The 20,317-nt window shown below is 71.7% G+C and carries 16 protein-coding genes; 9 read left to right on the top strand and 7 right to left on the bottom strand.

The window, feature by feature from the left end; genetic code table 11:
- Positions 1–528: 528 nt before the first annotated feature.
- Positions 529–1,749, top strand: a complete 1,221-nt coding sequence (locus DTL70_RS02760) for an amidohydrolase family protein (RefSeq protein WP_181860752.1) — start codon at positions 529–531, stop codon at positions 1,747–1,749.
- 236 nt (positions 1,750–1,985) lie between these two features.
- Here the strand turns inward: DTL70_RS02760 and DTL70_RS02755 are convergent, their stop codons facing one another.
- The 6 genes from DTL70_RS02755 to DTL70_RS02730 form a co-directional block, all read right to left on the bottom strand.
- Positions 1,986–3,173 (bottom strand): cytochrome P450 family protein, encoded by a 1,188-nt coding sequence (locus tag DTL70_RS02755; RefSeq protein WP_245978961.1) that lies wholly within the window; start codon positions 3,171–3,173, stop codon positions 1,986–1,988.
- Positions 3,174–3,289: 116 nt separating this feature from the next.
- Positions 3,290–4,594, bottom strand: a complete 1,305-nt coding sequence (locus tag DTL70_RS02750) for a cytochrome P450 family protein (protein WP_245978938.1) — start codon at positions 4,592–4,594, stop codon at positions 3,290–3,292.
- Positions 4,591–5,286: a GTP-binding protein gene (locus DTL70_RS02745; protein WP_425470303.1), complete on the bottom strand. Its 696-nt coding sequence runs from the start codon at positions 5,284–5,286 to the stop codon at positions 4,591–4,593. The genes DTL70_RS02750 and DTL70_RS02745 overlap by 4 nt, the downstream gene beginning before the upstream one ends.
- The gene (locus tag DTL70_RS02740; protein ID WP_114016068.1) at positions 5,258–5,623 is read right to left on the bottom strand and encodes a DUF742 domain-containing protein; all 366 of its coding nucleotides are present in this window, start codon (positions 5,621–5,623) and stop codon (positions 5,258–5,260) included. Before DTL70_RS02740 ends, DTL70_RS02745 begins: the two co-directional genes overlap by 29 nt.
- Positions 5,620–6,042, bottom strand: a complete 423-nt coding sequence (locus tag DTL70_RS02735; protein WP_114020207.1) for a roadblock/LC7 domain-containing protein — start codon at positions 6,040–6,042, stop codon at positions 5,620–5,622. The genes DTL70_RS02740 and DTL70_RS02735 overlap by 4 nt, the downstream gene beginning before the upstream one ends.
- Positions 6,039–7,664 (bottom strand): ATP-binding protein, encoded by a 1,626-nt coding sequence (locus DTL70_RS02730; protein ID WP_114020206.1) that lies wholly within the window; start codon positions 7,662–7,664, stop codon positions 6,039–6,041. The genes DTL70_RS02735 and DTL70_RS02730 overlap by 4 nt, the downstream gene beginning before the upstream one ends.
- A 251-nt stretch (positions 7,665–7,915) precedes the next feature.
- Between DTL70_RS02730 and DTL70_RS02725 the strand changes: the two genes are divergently transcribed.
- From DTL70_RS02725 to DTL70_RS02695, 7 genes are all read left to right on the top strand, one after another.
- Entirely contained in the window at positions 7,916–8,863 is a 948-nt protein-coding gene (locus DTL70_RS02725; protein ID WP_114020205.1) for a TIGR03619 family F420-dependent LLM class oxidoreductase, read from the top strand.
- A 95-nt stretch (positions 8,864–8,958) separates the two neighbouring features.
- Entirely contained in the window at positions 8,959–9,756 is a 798-nt protein-coding gene (locus DTL70_RS02720) for an SDR family NAD(P)-dependent oxidoreductase (protein WP_114020204.1), read from the top strand.
- A gap of 477 nt (positions 9,757–10,233) precedes the next feature.
- The gene (locus DTL70_RS02715; protein ID WP_114020203.1) at positions 10,234–11,361 is read left to right on the top strand and encodes an LLM class flavin-dependent oxidoreductase; all 1,128 of its coding nucleotides are present in this window, start codon (positions 10,234–10,236) and stop codon (positions 11,359–11,361) included.
- A gap of 166 nt (positions 11,362–11,527) precedes the next feature.
- Entirely contained in the window at positions 11,528–13,267 is a 1,740-nt protein-coding gene (locus DTL70_RS02710) for an N-acyl-D-amino-acid deacylase family protein (protein WP_114020202.1), read from the top strand.
- A 112-nt stretch (positions 13,268–13,379) separates the two neighbouring features.
- Complete coding sequence (locus tag DTL70_RS02705; RefSeq protein WP_114020201.1) at positions 13,380–14,210, top strand: TIGR03619 family F420-dependent LLM class oxidoreductase; 831 nt, start codon at positions 13,380–13,382, stop codon at positions 14,208–14,210.
- 228 nt (positions 14,211–14,438) lie between these two features.
- The gene (locus tag DTL70_RS02700) at positions 14,439–17,051 is read left to right on the top strand and encodes a bifunctional FO biosynthesis protein CofGH (RefSeq protein WP_114020200.1); all 2,613 of its coding nucleotides are present in this window, start codon (positions 14,439–14,441) and stop codon (positions 17,049–17,051) included.
- A gap of 83 nt (positions 17,052–17,134) precedes the next feature.
- The gene (locus tag DTL70_RS02695; RefSeq protein ID WP_114020199.1) at positions 17,135–18,268 is read left to right on the top strand and encodes an ADP-ribosylglycohydrolase family protein; all 1,134 of its coding nucleotides are present in this window, start codon (positions 17,135–17,137) and stop codon (positions 18,266–18,268) included.
- 201 nt (positions 18,269–18,469) lie between these two features.
- On the opposite strand, the gene DTL70_RS02690 is transcribed toward DTL70_RS02695, so the two are convergent.
- Positions 18,470–19,264 carry an SDR family oxidoreductase gene (locus tag DTL70_RS02690; protein WP_114020198.1) on the bottom strand — a complete coding sequence of 265 codons (795 nt, stop codon included), beginning with the start codon at positions 19,262–19,264 and terminating at the stop codon, positions 18,470–18,472.
- An 86-nt stretch (positions 19,265–19,350) separates the two neighbouring features.
- On the opposite strand from DTL70_RS02690, the gene DTL70_RS02685 reads away from it, so the two are divergent.
- Complete coding sequence (locus DTL70_RS02685; protein ID WP_245978937.1) at positions 19,351–20,229, top strand: hypothetical protein; 879 nt, start codon at positions 19,351–19,353, stop codon at positions 20,227–20,229.
- Positions 20,230–20,317 lie beyond the last annotated feature (88 nt).

Raw genomic sequence — 20,317 nt, 5'->3', positions numbered from 1 at the left:
CCCCGCACGGGTCAGTCTGCCTTGTCGGCGGCGTTTCCGTCAGCTCAGGTACCAGCCTCTCTACGAAGCCTTCGAATTCGGCGGATGCCGGTTATGGCCTCGCGCCGTTCCGAGCGGTGCGGTGGGGGAGCCCGAACGGCGGGGCGTGCCGACCCGTACGGGGGGCCGCATCGCTGCATACGGAGGGTCGTCCCGGTCCGGACGGAGGGTCGCGTCGCTTCGGATGGAGGCCCAGCCATCCGTACGGAGGGCCTCGCCGGTCTGTGCGGAGGGCCTCGCCGGTCTGTGCGGACGGACGCTCCGTTCTGTGCGGAGGGACGCTTCGGTCTGCGCGGAGGGACGCTTCGGTCCGCACGGAAGGCTGCTCCGGTTCGCGCGGAGCGACTCCACGCCCCGAACGGAAGCGCTGAGGGAGCCGCCGTGGCGAGGCGCGCGGGCGGCGGGGAAGTCGGAACGGGGGCGCGAGTGCGCGTTCGGGCGCGACGCGGTAGCTGACGGGTCGTCAGGTTCGACGCTACGGTGGTGGGCATGGAGACCTTCCCCAGGATCATTTCGGTGGACGACCACACGGTCGAACCCCCGCACGTATGGCGGGACCGGCTCCCGTCCCGCTACCGCGACACCGGGCCCCGCATCGTGCGCGCCCCCCTGAAGGAGATGACCTTCGTCGGCGGCAAGTTCACCCCGGCGATGGGCAACCCGGGCGACGAGGGGCCGCTCGCCGACTGGTGGGTGTACGAGGATCTGCACCGCCCGCTGACCAGGCTGGACACCGCCGTCGGCTACGACAGGGACGAGGTGCGGCTGGAGGCCATCACCTACGAGCAGATGCGCCCGGGCTCCTACGACGTGCGCGAGCGCCTGGCCGACATGGACGTCAACCACGTGCAGTCGGCCCTGTGTTTCCCCACCTTCCCGCGGTTCTGCGGCCAGACCTTCACCGAGGCCACGGACCGGGAACTGGGGCTGCTGGGGGTACGCGCCTACAACGACTGGATGGTGGAGGAGTGGTGCGGGCCCGACGCGCAAGGGCGCCTCATACCGCTGGCACTCGTACCGCTGTGGGACGCGGAACTGGCCGCACAGGAGGTACGACGCAACGCCGAACGGGGCGTGCGCGCCGTCTGCTTCTCGGAGATCCCTCCGCGCCTGGGCCTGCCGTCCATCCACACGGACGCCTGGGACCCCTTCCTGCGGGCCTGCGACGAGACGGGCACCGTCATCGCCATGCACATCGGCTCCTCCAGTCAGATGCCCTCGACGTCGGCGGACGCACCGCCCGCCGTCGGCTCCACCATCACGTTCGCCAACTGCTGCTTCTCGATGGTGGACTGGCTGATGAGCGGCGCGTTCGAACGCTTCCCCCGGCTGAAGATCATGTACGCGGAGGGGCAGATCGGTTGGATCCCGTACATCCTGGAGCGCGCCGACGTGGTCTGGGAGGAGAACCGCGGCTGGGGCGGCGTGGCGGACAAGGTGCTGCGCCCGCCGTCCGAGCTGTTCGCCGAGCACGTCTACGGCTGCTTCTTCGACGACGCGTTCGGGTTGCGGAACGTGGAGTCCATCGGCGTCCCCAACGTCCTGTACGAGACCGACTACCCGCACTCGGACTCGACCTGGCCCAAGTCCCGGGAGGTCGGTGAGCAGCAGATGGGCCACCTGCCCGCCGATCTGGTGGAGCGGATCGTGCGGGGCAACGCCATCGACCTGCTCGGCCTGACGGACGAAGGGCTGTGGCCAGGAGCGTGACTGCCGAGGCCCTGCCGGTCCTGGCGCCCCCGGAACGTGAGCCGGCCCGGCCCTCCAGAAGACGCGGGCAGGCGGGCCCTCAAGAAGTCAGGCGGGCCCTCGACAAGACGCGGGCAGGCCGGGCCTCAAGACGCGGTCAGGCCGGGTACTGAAGAAGGTGGCGGGGAGCGGCGGCCCGGCCCTGTCCTCCGGGCCGCCCGCTCCCCGCCACCTCCGGCCTCATGTGGTGCGAGGGCTCACCCTCCCGGCCGCACGGGGATGCCCGCGTACCCGAAGGCGATGCAGGAGGCGACCTGCGCCATCTCCTCGGGCGGCACCGCCGGACGCAGTTTCGGGAAGCGGTCGAAGAGGGCGGGCAGTGCCGTGCGGGCCTCCATACGGGCCAGCGGGGCGCCCAGGCAGAAGTGCACTCCGTGCCCGAAGGACAGGTGCTCTCCGCCACCCGCCCGCCGGATGTCGAACCGTGCGGCGTCCGCGCCGTATTTGGCCGGGTCCCGGTTCGCCGAGGCGATGGTGGAGAGGAGGGCGTCGCCCTGCCCGATCATGGTGCCGTCGGGGAGCGTGATCTGTTCGACGGCGTAGCGCAGCGGCAGGTTGGCGATGCTGGGCGCCCAGCGCAGTGTCTCCTCGATGACGTCGTCCCAGGAGGCCTCGCCGTCCAGGACGAGTCGCAGCTGCTCGGGGTGGGTGAGCAGGGCGTGGACGGCGTTGCCGATGAGGTTGACGGTCGTCTCGTGCCCGGCGCCGATCATCAGCAGCAGGGTGTCGAGGAGTTCCTTCTCGGAGAGCGCGGCGCCCTCCTCGTCCCGTGCGTCGACCAGGACGCTGGTCAGGTCCTCGCCCGGTTCGGCGCGTTTCGACTCGACGAGCGCGGTGAAGGCCGCCTGCATGTCCACCGCCGTCTGTCCCGCCTGTTCGGGCGTGCGGGTGGTGTCCATGACCATGTCCATCAGCCGCTTCATCTCCGGCCGCTGCTCCTCGGGCACGCCGAACAGCTCGCAGATGACGTTCATCGGGAGCGGGTGCGCGAAGGAGGCGCGCAGGTCCACCGTCCCGTCACGTGCCGCGTCGTCTTCCATGGCGTCGAGCAGTTCGCCGGTGATGCGCTCCACACGGGGCAGCATGGCGGCCGTACGCCGCGCGGTGAAGGCGGGGGCGACCAGCTTGCGCAGCCGCTTGTGGTCCTCGCCGTAGGAGCTGAGCATGTTCTCGACGCTGACCCAGGTGCGGATCCACGTGTCGTGGAACTCGCCGCGCTGCCAGGCGGGCCAGTGTTTGCGCGGGTCCTTGGAGACGCGCGGATCCCGCAGGAGCTGTTTGAGGACGTCGTACTCGCTGACGTACCAGGCGTGGATGCCGGAGGGCAGCTCCACCAGTGTCGCGGCGGTGCCCCGCGCCCGGATGCGCTGTGCCTCCCCGTGGATGTCGCGGCCCTCCGGATCGACGCGGACGTCCGCACGGACAGCGGGCTGGACGTCCGCAGGGGAGCCGCCGTCCGGAGAGGAGAGGCCGGACGAGGGGGAGACGTCCGAAGGGACGGCTATATGGACGGGCTCTTCCACGGGGTGCCTCCTACGTGGTCGGGAGAGACAGGGCTGAACCGTGCGGGCAGTGCGACCAGGCCCCGCTGGAACGGGCCCGGCCGCCACTTCAGCTCGTCGTACGTCACCGTCAGACGGATGTCGGAGAGCCAGGCGGTGAGCCGCTCGATCGCGGTGCTGGCGATGAGCAGCGCCGGCTGCTGGGCAGGACAGCCGTGCGGGCCGGCCGCCCACGCCAGGTGGGCGCCGCCGCCCGAGCCGTCCGCTCCGGTGGCCTCACCGGGGGCGGCGCGTCCGCTCTGGGTGGTGGCCGCCGCGTAGCTGACCAGAACCAGCTGTCCCGCGCGCAGCCACACGCCGTGGAAGTAGACGTCCCGCTTGGGGAAGTGCGCGGAGTAGTTGGCCATCGGAGGCTCGTTGCGCAGCACGTCGTGCAGGGCGTCGCGGGGGGTCAGCGCGCCGCCGGACAGGTTGCTGTAGTAGCGCTCGTCGACGAGCATCCGGCTGAGCGCGTTGCCGATGAGGTTGGACAGCGGCTCGTAACTGGCGCCCATCGTCAGGACGATCTGGTGGATGACCTCTTCGGCACTCAACCCGGCCGGGTGGTCCATGAACCAGGAGGTCAGGTCCTGGCCCCGCTCGCGCTGTTTGGCCTGGGTCAGTTCCGTGATGTAGCGGGTGTAGGCGACGTCGGCCGCCTCCGCCTCCTCGGTGGTCTTGCTGTCGAACATCCCGGCGATGCCCTGGATCAGCAGTTCGCTGCGGTCGTCTGTCAGGCCGAAGGCACGGTTGAAGAACAAAAGCGGCAGCAGTCGTGCGAACTTGCTGATCAGGTCGACCTCGCCGTCCTGCGCGAACCGGGCGATCAGCTGGTCGGAGACCTCCCGCACGATCTGGCGTACCTGGTGCGGCTCCAGCCGGGCGAAGCCGTCGGAGATCACCTGGCGGTAGCGGGCGTGCGCCTCTCCGTCGCTGAACAGCGCGTTGGGGCGGGCCCGCAGCATCGGCAGCACGGGCGAGTCCTGCGGCACGGTGTCCTGCCAGACAGTGGAGTCCTTCGACCAGGTCACCGGGTCGTGCAGCAGGTCGAGGGCCGCCCGGTAGTCGATCACCAGCATGGCGCCGACGCCGGGTGCGATCTCCACGGGCGCGAGGGCGCCGTACCGGCGCAGCCGCTCGTAGACCGCGTACGGGTCCGCCGCGAACTCCTCGCCGTACAGCGGGGTGACCTCGTGGCTCGGCCGGGACAGTGGCGCCGGCATCGTGCCGGACGGCGTGTTCCCGGGGTGGGGCGCGGCGTTCAAGCGGTCTCCTGGGGCTGCTGGTGGCCGTGGCGCCGGCCGGGCGTGCTGTCGTCTTGCTGCTGCTGGTCGAGCACTTCGAGGACGTGGCCGACGAGGGCGATCAGCGCGTCGGCCGACTGGTCCCTGCTGCGCGCGTCGCACACCACCAGCGGGGTGTCGGGGTGCAGGTCGAGGTGGTCGCGGAGGGTGTCGGGATGGTGCGAGGGGGAGTCGGGGAAGGAGTTGACCGCGACCGCGTAGCGCAGCCCGGCCTCCTCGATCATGTCCATCACCTCGAAGGAGTCCGCCAGGCGCCGGGTATCGGCCAGCACCAGGGCGCCCAGCGCGCCGCGCGCGATGTCCTGCCACAGAGGGCGGAAGCGCCGCTGCCCGGGGGTGCCGAACATGTACAGCACCAGGTCCCCGGGCAGCGTCAGCCGGCCGAAGTCGATGGCCACCGTGGTGGTGGTCTTGTCCCGTACCCCGGCCAGATCGTCCACCAGTGCGCCGGTCTGCGTCATCACCTCCTCGGTGTGCAGCGGCGCCGTCTCCGACAGCGAGCGGATGAACGTCGTCTTGCCCACCCCGAACGGCCCGGCGACCAGCAGCTTGACCAGCGTCTGCGGCTTGTCCTCCAGGTATATGGAGCCGCCTGCCGCCGAGGCGCCGGCCGGGTCGCCAGGGCTAGGAGGACTTGAGAGTGCGGAGTCCATTGAGAACCTTCTCCAGAATCTGCCGCTCCGGCAGTTCGGCGTCGGGGATCGGGGCGCGGGCCATCAGCCGGCCCGCGTCCACCAGGTCGGCCACCAGGACCTTGACCACACTGACCGGAAGCCGCAGGTGCGCGGCGGCCTCCGCGAGGGACAGCGCCCCACCGCGCAGCAGTTCCAGCAGCCGCGTCTCCTCCGGGCGCAACCCGGAGACCGTCGCCGGGTCCGACGCACCGTGCAGCACGGTGAGCCGGTCGAGCGTGTTGCGGCTGGGCCGGGCACGTCCGGTCGTCGCCAGATACGCGGGCACCAGGCGCCTGTTGTCGGCGGGTGGGTTCATGTCGAGAGGTCGTTCCTGGCCGGGCTGCCCATGGCCTTGCCCAACGACGCCACCTGCACCTGCATCTGGTGCGTCACGATGCCCATGTTCACGTCGGGCCCGGCGAAGACGGCCAGAACGGTGTTCTCGCCCGCGGGGATGGCGAAAACCCATCCCTGGTCCGACTCGACGACCGTCTGGCGCAGTCGGACCTCGTAGGAGCCGGCGAAGGCCGCCGTGGTCGTCCGTGCCGCGCCCTGGAGCGCCGAGAGCATCGCTGCGACGCCCTCGGCCGCGTCCCGCTCCAGATTGGGCGAACGTCCCTCTATCAGGCCGTCACCTGAGATGACGGCCGCGTGGATGACGTGTGGCAGGTCCAGGAGCGGGGCCAGCACCCAGGAGGTGTCGTCGCGCAGCGACCTGCGTGCGGGGATTGTCATTCCTGCGGATTCCCTTCAGCGGAACGGGGATCGGCGTGGGGGTGTGAGGGGCCCGGCCCAGCCGCTTCGTCGACGGCCGCGCGGCCCGAGGCGGTGCCGCGCTGGAACGCCGCCCAGCGCTCCGCGCTCTCCTCCGGTGACGCCTGGGGGTGTGCGGTGGGCTGCGGGGCCTGTGGTGCGGACGTCGCGCCGTGCGGAGCGGGCTCGGGGGAGACGGCGGCCGTGGCGTCCAGCGACGCCTCGGGGACCGGGTGCCTCCGCCGGCGGCGCGGCAGCGCGTCGCCGCCGTCGGGCACGGCGGGTCCGCTCCCGTGTGCGGGCCCGCCCGGGTCCTGTACCCGTGGCGCGGCGTGGGCAGGGCCGGTGGCGGACGGCGCCGGTCCCGCGACGGGCCGTACCGGCGGGGCGGCGTCGGCGGCCGGGTCCTGAACGGCGCCCAGCTGCACGGTCTCGCCGTACGCGGGCTCCGGACGGGCGGCCGGCTGCCCGTGTGGCGGGGCGGGGGCCGCGGTGCTCGCGCTGCCGCGCGGCACGGGGGCCATGGGGGACATCGGCTGCTCCTCCTCGTCGAGCAGCGTCAGCAGCGTCTCGCCCGGGATGTGCACGATGGCGCGCACACCGCCGTAGGGGGACGTCTCTATGGAGGTCGTGAAGCCGTACTGCTTGACGAGCTGGCCCACCGTGGCCAGACCCGTCCTGGGCGGGTCGCCCAGCTCGGTCAGCAGCAGCACCTCCTCACCGGTGATCATGCGCTGGGCGCGCTCCATCTCCTCCCCGTGCATCCCGACGCCCGCGTCGTCGACGATGATCGAGGCGCCCCGGTTGCCCTGCTGGATGGTGACGGCGACGGGGAGCTCGGGGTGCGAGTAGTGGAGGGCGTTGGCCATCAGCTCGGTCAGCGCGACCGCCACCGGCTCCACGGCGCGGGCCACGATGCCCACCGGGTCGCGCAGCTGGTTGGTGACCTGGACGCGCGCGTATCCGACCAGGCGGGACATGGCGCCGACGACGACGTCTCCCATGTGGGAGTTCTGCCGGGTCAGTCCGGGCCAGGCGCCGCAGACGATCGCGGTGGCCTGGATGCGGCGGATCGCCTGCTCGTTGAGGAAGTCGGCGCCCAGCAGGTCTTCCGCGACGAACGGGTCGTCGTAGCGCTCCTGCATCGTCTGCAGGCGGGTCTGCAACTGGTAGAGGAGCGCCTGGATGGTCGTGGTCGCGCCGCGCATCGCGGACTGCGCCGCACCGTCCACGCGCAGCCGCTCCTTGGTGACCGCGTCGCCGACCTGGTCGAGCACCGAGGCGAGCGAGCGGTCCAGCTCGGTGCCCCGGAAGGCGGGGTCGGCGACACCGCGGACGGGGACGTTCGGGTGGGCCAGTGCCGCGGCCAGGTCCGGGATGCGGGCGGCTGCCAGGTGCCGTACCTCGGCTTCGACGGCCTGTGCGCGTGTGGCGAGGGCCGCCTGGTGCCGCATGGCGTCCTGGAGGTCCTTCTCGGCGACGGCGGAGCGCTGACGCAACCGCCTCGCTTCCCGCATCGAACGCGCCAGCAGGAGGGCGAGCGCCACGGCGGCCGCCGTCCCCACGGACAGGGTGACGAGCAGCGCCACCGGTATCTCGGTCATCGGCGTCCTTGAGCGATTGGGTTGTCGTGCGATCTGATCCGTCCCCGCCGGGACCGATCAGGGAACAGCGGTGCCGCCATGTTCCCTCAGCGGCGCTTTTCGCGCAGCCGTATGCGGAATACACCCTCCCTGTTGCTGGAAGCAAATCCGCACGGCGGGTCGCTGACCGGCCAATTGAGCGCGCGTCAGCTGTTTTCGGACTTCCGTTCGCCCCTCTTGCCTGACGGCCCGTCAGGTATGAGCATGGAGGTGTGCTGACTTATCCCTCAGGGCGGCTGTCGTACGGGATACAGCTGCCGGTCCAGTCGCAGAGCACCCTCTACGCCGAGCCCTGGGAGGCCACGGCGGGGCCCGCCGAACTCCTTGCCGTGGCCCGCGCCGCCGACCGGCACGGCTTCGCCTACCTCGCCTGCTGCGACCACGTGGCGATACCGCGCAGGCTCGCCGGCGCGATGAGCACCGTGTGGTACGACCCTGTCGCCACCCTCTCCTTCCTGGCCGCGGCCACCGAACGGGCGGCGCTGCTCAGCCACGTCGCCGTCGTCGGCCTGCGTCACCCGCTGGCCACCGCCAAGCAGTACGCCACCCTCGACCACCTCTCCGGCGGGCGTCTGATCCTCGGCGTGGGCGCCGGACACGTACGCGAGGAGTTCGAGGCACTGGGCGCCGACTTCGCCGCACGCGGGGCAGTGCTCGACGAGACGGTCGACGCGCTCAAGGCGGCCCTCGGACCCGACGAGTTCCCCGTCTGGCAAGGCGCCCGCTTCTCCTTCTCCGGGCTCGGACAGCGGCCCCGCCCCGCACAGCGCCCCAGACCGCCGCTGTGGGTCGGCGGCTCCTCGCCCGCAGCCGTGCGCCGTGCCGCCCTCCGCGGCGACGGATGGCTGCCCCAGGGAGACCCGAGGGAGGCACTGGCGGCGAAGATCGAGCGCATCAGGAGGCTGCGCGGGGAGGCACGCCTGGACGGGCAGCCCTTCACCGTCGGTGCCCTCGCGGAGCCGCTGTACGTGGGCCGGGCCACCTGGGACGTCGGCCGCCGCACCCTGACGGGGGCGCCCGGCGCGATCGCCGAGTCCCTCCGCGCGTACCAGGCCCTCGGCGTCACTCAGGTCCAGCTGCGTTTCCGCGCCCGCTCGGCGGACGAGCTGACCGACCAAATGGAGCTCTACGCCCAGCAGGTCGCGCCGCTGCTGGACTGAACCGGGGCGGGCCGGGCGGCGTGTGCGGCCGCCCGTTCCCAGGGCGCTGTCCGGGCGCGCCGGCGTCGTTCTTCGAGGAGGTCGAGGAGGTCGTGATGGGCAAGCTGGAGGGACGGGTGCTTCTCGTCAGCGGGGCCGCGCGGGGCCAGGGAGCCGCGGAGGCGCGGTTGTTCGCGGCCGAGGGTGCCAAGGTGGTGCTGGGGGACGTACTGGACGAGCAGGGCGCACAGGTGGCGGCGGGGCTGGGCCCCGAGCGCGCGCTCCACGTTCACCTGGACGTGCGCGACGAGCACAGCTGGCAGGCGGCCGCAGACGCCGCCGAGCAGGCGTTCGGCGCCGTGGACGGCCTCGTCAACAACGCCGGCATCCTGCGCTTCAACACGTTGTCCGCCACCCCGGTGGAGGAGTTCCGCGAGGTGGTCGAGGTCAATCAGACCGGCTGTTTCCTCGGCATGAAGACCCTCGCCCCGCGCCTGGTCCGCGCGGGAGGCGGCACCATCGTCAACACCGCCTCCTACGCGGCGCTGACGGGCATGGCCTACCTGACCGCGTACGCCGCGAGCAAGGCCGCCATCGTGGGCATGACCCGCGTGGCGTCCATGGAGCTGGCCGACAAGGGGGTGCGCGTCAACGCGCTGTGCCCCGGCGCGATCGACACCCCCATGACGAACCCCGCCAGGGCCGCGGACAGCGGTCTCCCGCTGGACGGTGCCGCGACGGCGCGGAGTGACACGGACGCCTTCTACGCGAAGCTCATCCCGCAGGGCCGCATGGGGCACCCCGAGGAGGTGGCGCGCGCGGCACTCTTCCTCAGCTGTGCGGATTCCTCGTACGTGACGGGCGCGCCCCTGGTCGTCGACGGCGGCTGGCTGGCTGGAGTCTCCGTGCTGTGAGGCGCGGCCACCTGCGGTGAGTTCTGTGCGCTGTCCGGACCGGGTGGGCGATTTGCTGCTTCGCTTGTGAAACGGAATGAGGGGCCGGCGGGAGCAGGTTTCCGTTTCCCTCAGGAAGACTTCGCAAGGGCCGACGATTTTGGTGACCAATTCTTCACGAATCCTTCACGCGTTCGGCTCGGACGGGAGTGGCGTCGGCCCACTCGTGTGGCCGCAGGTTGTCGCGTGTCGTACTGGATCGCTCTGTTCCGTGCCGGTTCGCTCCTCTCGGTGGCGCATTGTCCTCCCGTGCCGGGCGTGCCTTCGGGGGCTGAACAGGCGCGGGTGTCGGCGGGCGCTCTCCCGCCGGGCGGTGCGGCCGAGCCGGTGTCCGTCGTATTGACGCCTTCACCCCGCGGTGCCAGAGTCGGACGCGACACGATCTGACGGCCCGTCAGGTTTCTGCCGTCGGAAACGCACCGAGGGAGAGATGACACCGTGGAATTCGGGCTCTTTGTTCAGGGGTACGTGCCCGCCGCGCGGGCCAGGACCGATCCGCAGGCCGAGCACAAGGCACTGGTCGAGGAGACCGAGTACGTCATCCAGGCGGACAGGTCGGGGTTCAAGTACGCATGGGCCTCCGAGCACCACTTCCTGGAGGAGTACAGCCACCTGTCCGCCAACGACGTCTTCCTCGGATACCTGGCCCACGCCACCGAGCGCATCCACCTCGGCTCCGGCATCTTCAACCCGCTGCCCCAGGTCAACCACCCGGTGAAGGTCGCGGAGAAGGTCGCCATGCTCGACCACCTCTCCGGCGGCCGCATGGAGTTCGGCTCGGGCCGGGGGGCCGGCTCCCACGAGATCCTCGGGTTCCTGCCGGGCATCACCGACATGAATCACACCAAGGAGATCTGGGAAGAGACGATCGCCGAGTTCCCCAGGATGTGGCTGCAGGACGAGTACCAGGGGTTTCAGGGGAAGCACTGGTCGTTGCCCCCACGCAAGATCCTTCCCAAGCCGTACGGGGGCTCACACCCGGCGATGTGGTACGCGGCGGGTTCGCCGTCGTCGTACGCGATGGCCGCGAAGAAGGGGCTGGGGGTACTCGGCTTCAGCGTGCAGAAGGTGTCCGACATGGAGTGGGTCGTCGACTCCTACAAGGGGGCCGTGGGAGACGCGGAACCCGTCGGCGGCTACGTCAACGACAACGTCATGGTCACCTCCACCGCCATCTGCGCCGAGACCACCGAAAAAGCCAAGCAGATCGCCGTCAACGGCGGCCTGCACTACCTCCAGTCCCTCCTCTTCCGCTACCACGACACCTTCCCCCGCCCCGAAGGCATCCCCCAGTGGCCTGAGCTGATCCCCGAATACACGGCGGAGATCGTCGACCTGCTCATCGCCGAGGAACTGATGATCTGCGGCAACCCGGAAGAAGTGCTGCGCCAGTGCAAGCGCTGGGAACAGGCCGGGGCCGACCAGCTCTCCTTCGGGCTGCCCATCGGGATCAGCTACGAGGACACGATGAACACGATCAAGCTCATCGGTGAGCACGTCATTCCGCAGATCGACACCGACCCCGTGCACCGCACCACCCGCTTCCGCGACGCGGCACGCGGCTGAGCCGGCCCGCGCCCGGCGCCGGCGGGAGCCCCGGCGCCGGCGGGAGCGCCGCCCGGCGCCTGCGGGAGCGCAACGGGAGCCGAGCCGCCCAGGCAGCCGGACGTGTCACGAGCCGCGACGCCGCGGCCTTGACCACCCATGACGAGCAAGGGAGGACGTGCGCAGCATGCTTGACCACCTCATCACGGGCGCCACCGTCGTCGACGGCACCGGAGCACCGGCCTACCGCGCCGACGTCGGCCTGCGCGCAGGACGCATCGCCCTGGTCGCCGAGCCCGGCACCGTCCGTGAGCAGAGCCGCACCCGTCAGGACGCGACCGGACTCGTCCTGGCCCCCGGGTTCGTCGACCCGCACACCCACTACGACGCCCAGCTGTTCTGGGACCCGTACGCCACCCCCTCCATGAACCACGGCGTCACCACGATCGCCGGCGGCAACTGCGGCTTCACGCTCGCCCCGCTGAACCCCGCACGCCCCCAGGACGCCGACTACACGCGCCGCATGATGTCCAAGGTCGAGGGCATGTCCCTCGTCGCACTGGAAGAAGGCGCCCCCTGGAACTGGCACACCTTCGGCGACTACCTGGACGCCCTCGAGGGCCGCACCGCCGTGAACGCCGGCTTCATGGTGGGCCACTGCGCGCTGCGGCGGCACGTCATGGGCGAGGACGCCATCGGGGGGCAGCCCGACGAGGAACAGCTGGGGGAGATGCTGCGGCTCTTCCACGAGGCCATGGACGCCGGGGCGTGGGGGCTGTCGACCACCCAGTCGGCCAGCCACTCCGACGGGGACGGCGAGCCGGTCGCCTCACGCCACGCGCGCCCCGAGGAACTGCTGGCCCTCTCACGCGCCGTCGCCGACCACGAGGGCACCCAGATCGAGGCCATCGTCGCGGGCTGCCTCGACATGTTCTCCGACGACGAGATCGAGCTGTTCGCCCGGATGTCGGCGGCAGCCGGACGGCCGCTCAACTGGAACGTGCTGACCATCGACGCCGCCGTCCCCGACCGGGTGCCCCGCCAACTGGCCGCCGGCGCACGGGCGCGCGAACAGGGCGGACGGGTCGTCGCGCTTACCATGCCGATCCTCACGCCCATGAACATGTCGCTGGGCACCTTCTGCGCGCTCAACCTCATCCCCGGCTGGGGCGAGATTTTGAGCCTGCCCGTACCCGAACGTATCGCCAGGCTGCGGGACGCGGACGTACGCGCCGAGATGCTGCGCCGCGCACAGAGCAAGGAGGCCGGCGTCTTCCTCCGCCTCACCCACTTCGACCGGTACGTCATCGGCGACACGTACTCGGCCGCCAACGAGGGCCTGAGCGGCCGCGTCGTCGCCGACATCGCCGCCGAACGCGGACAGGACCCGTTCTCGTGCCTCGTCGACATCTGCGCCGAAGACGAGCTGCGTACGGTGCTGTGGCCCATGCCCACCGACAACGACCCGGCCAGCTGGGAGCTTCGCCGGCGCACCTGGGAACACGAGGACGTGCTGCTGGGCGGCTCCGACGCGGGCGCCCACCTCGACCGCATGTGCGGGGCCCCCTACACCACCCGGTTCCTCGGCGACTGCCTGCGCGGCCGCAAGCTCGCCCCACTGGAGCGGGCCGTACGGATGCTCACCGACGAGCCCGCCCGCCTCCTGGGGCTGCGCGAGCGCGGCCGCGTCCACGAGGGCTGGCACGCCGACCTCGTGCTCTTCGACCCGGAGCGCATCGACGCGGGACCCGCCACCCTCGTCCACGACCTCCCCGGCGACAGCCCCCGGCTCGACTCCCGTGCCACCGGCATCGTCGGCGTCTGGGTCAACGGGACGCGGACCGTACGCGACGACACGGTGACCGGCGCCGTCCCCGGAACGGTGCTCCGTTCGGGACGGGACACGGAGACGGTCAGCACGCGGTAACACCGCTTGCGCGGGCGTTCGTAACGGAGCACGCGTGGCCAGACGGCGCAGGCACCCACAGGCGTGCTCACACGCCATGGAGTTCCCCGCCGCCGGGCCGCACAGTGGCGGCATGCGCATCTCCACGACCATTCTGCTCACCGACGAGACCATCCGCCCCGCCCGCCTCGCCCGCGAGCTGGAACAGCGCGGCTTCGGCGGCCTCTACCTGCCCGAGCACACCCACATCCCCGTCAGCAGGCAGACCCCCGCCCCCATGGGCGACCCGTTACCGCGCCCCTACGCGCGGACGCTCGACCCCTTCGTCGGCCTGGCCGCCGCCGCGACCGTCACCGAACGGCTCGCCCTGGGCACGAGCATCACACTGGTCGCCCAACACGACCCCATCGTGCTGGCCAAACAGATCGCCACGCTCGACTGGATGTCCGGCGGCCGCCTCACCCTGGGCGTCGGCTTCGGCTGGAACGTCGAGGAAGCCGCCGACCACGGCGTCGACTGGCGCCGCCGCAGGGACGTGGTGCGCGACCGCGTCGCGCTCATGCGGGCCCTGTGGGCGGACGAGCCCGTCGCCTACGACGGCGAGTTCGGATCCGTCCGCGCCTCCCTCGCCCACCCCAAGCCGGTGCGCCCTGGCGGCCCCCGGCTGCTCGTGGGCGGAGCCGCTGGGCCCACCCTTTTCGCCCACATCGCTGCATACGCGGACGGATGGCTCCCCGTCGGCGGCAGCGGCCTGAGGGACGCGGTGCCCGACCTCCACCGCGTCTGGCGCGCCGCAGGACGCCGGGGAGAGCCCGCGCTCGTTCCCGCCTTCGTCCTGCCCTCCCCGGGCAAACTGCGCCACTACCGTGACGAGCTGGGCGCCGAAGAGGTCGTTCTCCAGCTTCCCTCCGGCACCGAACTCGAAGTTCTGCGCGCCCTGGACGACTACTCCCGGTACCTGTGAGAGAGGTGCCGGCCGATGAGAGCGGTGCCGGCCGATGAGAGCGGTGCCGGCCGAGCGGGCAGGCGGCGCGGCCGGCGACCGGCGGGGTGTGCCGAAACGGTCGCGCGGAGCGCCGCACCCAAGGGCCCGCCCGACCGGTGCGGCAGGTGGCCGGAACAGGCGGTCGCCACAGCGCCCGACCCGCTCGCCGCCTGCGGCGTTGCCGCTGCTCCGGGCTACGGTGGGGGGATGACCTCTCACGGACAGGTGTCGCCGACTGCCCCGACGGCGAATGCGATGCGGCGGGCGCTCAAGCGGGCCCGGGACGGGGTGGCGCTCGATCAGACGGAAGCCGCCGTCCTCCTCCAGGCGCGGGGAGCCGACCTGGCGGATCTGACGGCCTCGGCGGCCCGCGTCCGGGACGCGGGCCTGGAGGCGGCGGGACGGCCCGGCGTCATCACGTACTCCAAGAGTGTCTTCATCCCCCTCACCCGGCTGTGCCGGGACAAGTGCCACTACTGCACGTTCGTGACCGTCCCCGGCAAGCTGCGGCGCGCGGGGCACGGGATGTACATGTCGATGGACGAGGTCCTCGACATCGCCCGCCGCGGCGCCGAACTCGGCTGCAAGGAAGCGCTGATCACCCTCGGGGACAAGCCGGAGGACCGCTGGCCCGAGGCACGGGAGTGGCTGGACGCCGAGGGCTACGACGACACACTCGCCTACGTGCGGGCCGTCGCCGTGCGCATCCTGGAGGAGACGGGGCTGCTGCCGCACCTCAACCCCGGGGTGCTGTCCTGGACGGACTTCCAGCGGCTCAAGCCGGTGGCCGCCTCCATGGGCATGATGCTGGAGACCACCGCCGAGCGGCTGTGGAGCGAGCCGGGCGCCCCGCATTACGGCTCCCCGGACAAGGAACCGGCCGTGCGGCTGCGCGTGCTGGAGGACGCCGGACGCTCGAACGTGCCGTTCACCAGCGGCCTGCTCATCGGCATCGGTGAGACGTACGAGGAGCGCGCGGACTCGCTGTTCGCGCTGCGCCGCGTGCAGCGCGCCTACCACGGCATCCAGGAGCTGATCATCCAGAACTTCCGCGCCAAGCCGGACACGGCCATGCGCGGTATGCCCGACGCCGAGCTGGACGACCTGGTGGCCACCGTCGCCGTCACCCGGCACCTCCTGGGCCCCTCCGGCTGTCTCCAGGCCCCGCCGAATCTGCTGGACGCGGAGTACGGCCGGCTCATCGCCGCCGGTGTCGACGACTGGGGCGGCGTCTCTCCTGTCACGCCCGACCACGTCAACCCCGAGCGCCCCTGGCCGCAGCTCGACGAGCTGTCCGAGCGCACCGCAGAGGCCGGTTTCCAGCTGCGCGAACGCCTCGCCCTCTACCCCGAGTTCGTGCGCCGCGGGGAACCGTGGCTGGACCCGCGCATCCTCCCGCACGTGCGGGCGCTCGCCGAGCCCGAGACCGGCATGGCCCGCGAGGACGTGCGCCCCCAGGGGCTGCCGTGGCAGGAGCCCGACGAGGGCTTCGCGGGCCTGACGGCCGGCGGCCGCACCGACCTGCACCGCACCATCGACACCGAGGGCCGCACCAGCGACCGCCGCGACGACTTCGACGAGGTGTACGGAGACTGGGCGGAACTGCGCGAGCGCGCAGCCCCCGGCATGGCCCCCCAACGCGTCGACGCCGACGTGCGCGCGGCGCTCTCCCAGGCCGCCGACGACCCCACGAAACTCACCGACGAGCAGGCACTCGCGCTCCTGCACGCCGACGGACCCGCGCTGGACGCGCTGTGCCGCACGGCGGACGACGTACGGCGCGAGGCGGTCGGGGACGACGTGACGTACATCGTCACGCGCAACATCAACTTCACCAACGTCTGCTACACCGGCTGCCGGTTCTGCGCCTTCGCGCAGCGCCGCACCGACGCCGACGCCTACACGCTCTCCCTCGAACAGGTCGCCGACCGCGCCCAGCAGGCCTGGGATGTCGGCGCCGTCGAGGTGTGCATGCAGGGCGGCATCCACCCGGACCTGCCGGGCACCGCCTACTTCGACATCGCGCGGACCGTCAAGGAACGGGTTCCGGGCCTCCACGTGCACGCCTTCTCCCCGATGGAGGTCGTCAACGGCGCCACCCGCACCGGCATGTCCATCCGCGAGTGGCTGACCGCCGCCAAGGAGGCCGGGCTCGACTCGATCCCCGGCACGGCGGCGGAGATCCTCGACGACGAGGTCCGCTGGATCCTCACCAAGGGCAAACTGCCGGCCGCCACCTGGGTGGAGGTCATCGAGACGGCGCACGAGGTGGGGCTCGGCACGACCTCCACGATGATGTACGGCCACGTCGACCAGCCCCGCCACTGGCTGGGCCACCTGCGGCTGCTGGCACGCATCCAGCGCACGGCGCTGGAGAAGGGACGGGCCGGGTTCAGCGAGTTCGTCACCCTGCCGTTCATCCACACCAACGCGCCCGTCTACCTCGCCGGCATCGCCCGCCCAGGGCCCAGCGCCCGCGACAACCGGGCGGTCACCGCCATGGCGCGCCTCCTGCTGCACCCGTGGGTGCCCAACATCCAGACCAGCTGGGTGAAGCTGGGCACCGAGGGCGCCGCCGAAATGCTGCGCTCCGGCGCCAACGACCTGGGCGGCACCCTCATGGAGGAGACGATCTCCCGGATGGCCGGCTCCTCCTACGGCTCCTACCGCTCCATCAAGGACCTGGTCGCCATCGCCGACGCCACCGGGCGCCCGGCACGCCCCCGCACCACCGGATACGGCCCCGTTACCGAGGACCGGATGCGCGCGGCCCACGCCTCCGACGGCCACCTGCCCGAACTGCTGCCCGTCCTGGACTGACGGGCGCTGAACGGCCCCCGGCCCCGTCTATTAGAGTGCGGGGCCACAAGCCGGAGGAGGGGCAGCCAGGAGGGCGGCGGATCGTGACAGGTGCGGGTGGGGCGGACAGCGGCGCGAGTGCCATATGGGGACGTGCCGAACAGCAGGATTTCCGCAGCAGAGTGCGCGGATGCCTGCTGGGCGGCGCCGTCGGTGACGCGCTCGGCGCGGCCGTCGAGTTCGACTCCCTGGACAGGATCCGTGAAACCCACGGCCCCCAGGGCGTGACCGACTACCTGCCCGCTTTCGGACGGCGCGGCGCCATCACCGACGACACCCAGATGACGCTGTTCACCGTGGACGGGCTCATCCGCGCCCACGTCCGCCGCGACACCGGCGCCTGGCACCCGCCCACCGACGTGCACGCCGCCTATCTGCGCTGGGCGGCCACACAGCGCGACTGGGGCCCCGACGAGCGCCGCGAGAACGACGGCTGGCTCGCCCGCGAGGAGTGGCTCTACTCACGCCGGGCGCCCGGCAACGCCTGTCTCAGCGGCCTGGCCGACCCCCGCATGGGCACGCTGGACCAGCCCAAGAACCCCGACTCCAAGGGATGCGGGACCGTCATGCGGTCGGCTCCCTTCGGGCTGCTGGTCGGCTGGGAGCCCGCACTGGTCTTCCAACTGGCAGCCGAGTGCGCCGCCCAGACCCACGGCCACCCCACCGGGTACCTGGCGGCCGGGGCGTTCGCCGCGATCGTCCACACCCTGGCCCGCGGCGACGACCTGGACACGGCGGTCCAGCGCACCCTCGTGCAGCTGGCCGCCCGCCCCGGCCACCAGGAGACCACCGAAGCGCTCAAGCGCGCCCTGGGCGCCGTCCGTCAGGGCATGCCGTCGCCCGAGAGGGTCGCCGCGCTGGGGGAGGGCTGGACAGCCGAGGAAGCGCTCTCCATCGGCGTCTACTGCGCCCTGGTCGCGCAGGACGTCCGCCACGGCCTGCTGCTGGCCGTCAACCACGGTGGCGACAGCGACTCGACCGGCTCCGTGTGCGGCAACCTGCTGGGCGCCATGCACGGGGAGACGGCCCTGCCCGCAGGGTGGGTCGCCGAGGTGGAAGGCCGCGCGACCATCCTGGAACTGGCCGACGACTTCGCCATGGAGATGACCCAGGGGCCCGCCCTGCACGGCCCCGGTACGGCCACACCGGCCTGGCTGGCCCGCTACCCGCGCGCCTAGAAGAAGGGTTCCCGAGAAGCGCTCGGTGGGAGGGCACAGAGGAAACGCTCAGGGGCAGTGCTCAAGGCGAGCGCCGGACGCTCCGGAGAGACCGGATATCGGTGGGAGGCAGGACCGCTCCGCAGCGCAAGCGCGGTGACCACACCCGGCCGCGTCGTCGCGCGGAGTCAGCGCATGAGCAGGCCGCGTCGTCGCGCGGGGTCAGCGCATCAGCTCTCCCGCGTTCACCAGCAGACACTGCCCCGTGATCCCCCGGGCCCGGGGTGAGGCGAAGAACGTCGCTGTTTCCGCCACGTCCGCGTCCTCCGCCATCCGCGGCAGCGCCATCCGTGCGTCCAGCCGCTCCCGTACGACCTCGGGCTCCACGTTCTCGGACGAGGCCTGCCACGCCACGTACCCCTCGACCATGGGGCCCCACATCCAGCCGGGCTGCACGGTGTTCACGCGCACGCCGTGCGACCCCAGCTCGCGGGCGAGGGAGTACATGGCGGACACGAGAGCACCCTTGGACGCCGCGTAAGCCGCCTGCTGCACCTGTGCGGGAGCCGCGACGGAGGACTGGGTGCCGATCATCACGACGGAGCCGTCGCCCCGCGCACCGGCCTCCTTCAGCGCGGGCAGACAGGCACGTGTCATCCGCAGGGTGCCCAGGAGATTGACGTCCAGCACCGACTGCCACTCGGCCAGATCCGCGCCCTCGAGGCCGCCCATGACCGTGTCGAGTGCGGCCACGTGCACAACGGCGTCGATACGGCCGAAGCGTTCCACCGCCGCGGCGGCCAGTGCCTCGCACTGCCGCTCGTCCCGGATGTCGGCTGTCCGGTACGTGCTGCGGGCGCCGGAGGGATCGACTGTTTCGGCACAGGCGGCGAGACGGGCCTCTGTACGGGCGCCGAGCACGACCGAGGCGCCCTCCCGTACACACGCGGCGGCCACCTCGTGGCCGAGTCCGGGACCCACCCCCGAGATCACCACTGTCCTGTCCGCGAGCAGCACACCGATCCCCCTCCGTACGGGTATCGAATTCTGACGCCCAGTCAGCTACACCGTAGGGGAGAAGTCGAGGGGGAGGAAGAGGCACGATGGACACACCGGACACGTCGGATGCCCCGAGCGACCCGCCCGCGCACCGTACGGACGGCGACGCATATGCCCGACTGGCCGCGGTCGGCCCCTACGGAGTGCGCCCGGGGCACGCCCTGATCACCATGGTCGAGCCGCACGCAGGCCACGAGTACGCCTACAACCGCTGGTACGAGGACGACCACTACATCGCCGGCGCCATGGCCATGCCCTGGATCTACGCGGGCCGCCGCTGGGTGGCCACCCGTGAACTGCAACTGCTGCGCTACCCGGCCCGCTCAGCGGTGGCCCAGCCGGTGACCGCGGGCTGCTACCTGTCGACGTACTGGATCACCGAGGGCCGCTACGAGGACCACATGAAGTGGACGGTCGCCATCAACAAGCGCCTCAACCGGGACGCGCGCGTCCACCAGGAACGCACCCACGTCTTCACCAGCTTCCAGGACCACGAGGGCACCGTCTACCGGGACGGGGCCGCAGGACCGCGCGATCACCACGCGCTCGACCACCCGTACCGCGGCCTGGTCCTCCAGGTGGTCGACGCGGCCGGCCCCGGTCAGCGTGCCGAACTGCTGGAGTGGCTGCGCGCGGAGCATCTCCCGGCCCGTCTCCACGGCTCTCCGGCCGCGATGGTCACCGTGTTCCGCCCCACCCCGCTGCCCACCGACCGGATGTCGTACGTGCGGCAGGTCGAGAGGACCGACACCCGGCTGACCCTGCTGTGGTTCCTCCAGGAGGACCCGCGCGAACGCTGGGAGGCATGTTTCACAGGTCTGGAGGAAGCCGTGGCGGAGACCGGGCTGGGACGGACGGAACTGGTGGCGCCCTTCGTTCCGACGATCCCGGGAACGGACACCTACGTGGATCAACTCCGCTGAAGGGTGCCGCACGGCGGAGGAAGGGCGGGGCGGCAGCGCGAAGCCCCCTCGGCCGGGACGGCGAGCCAGTCGAGAGGGCTGTGTCCTG

Source organism: Streptomyces diacarni, from assembly GCF_003323715.1.
Lineage (GTDB): Bacteria > Actinomycetota > Actinomycetes > Streptomycetales > Streptomycetaceae > Streptomyces > Streptomyces diacarni.
The sequence above is the reverse complement of the archived record's forward strand: the minus strand, read 5'-3'. Positions and strand labels throughout refer to the sequence as shown.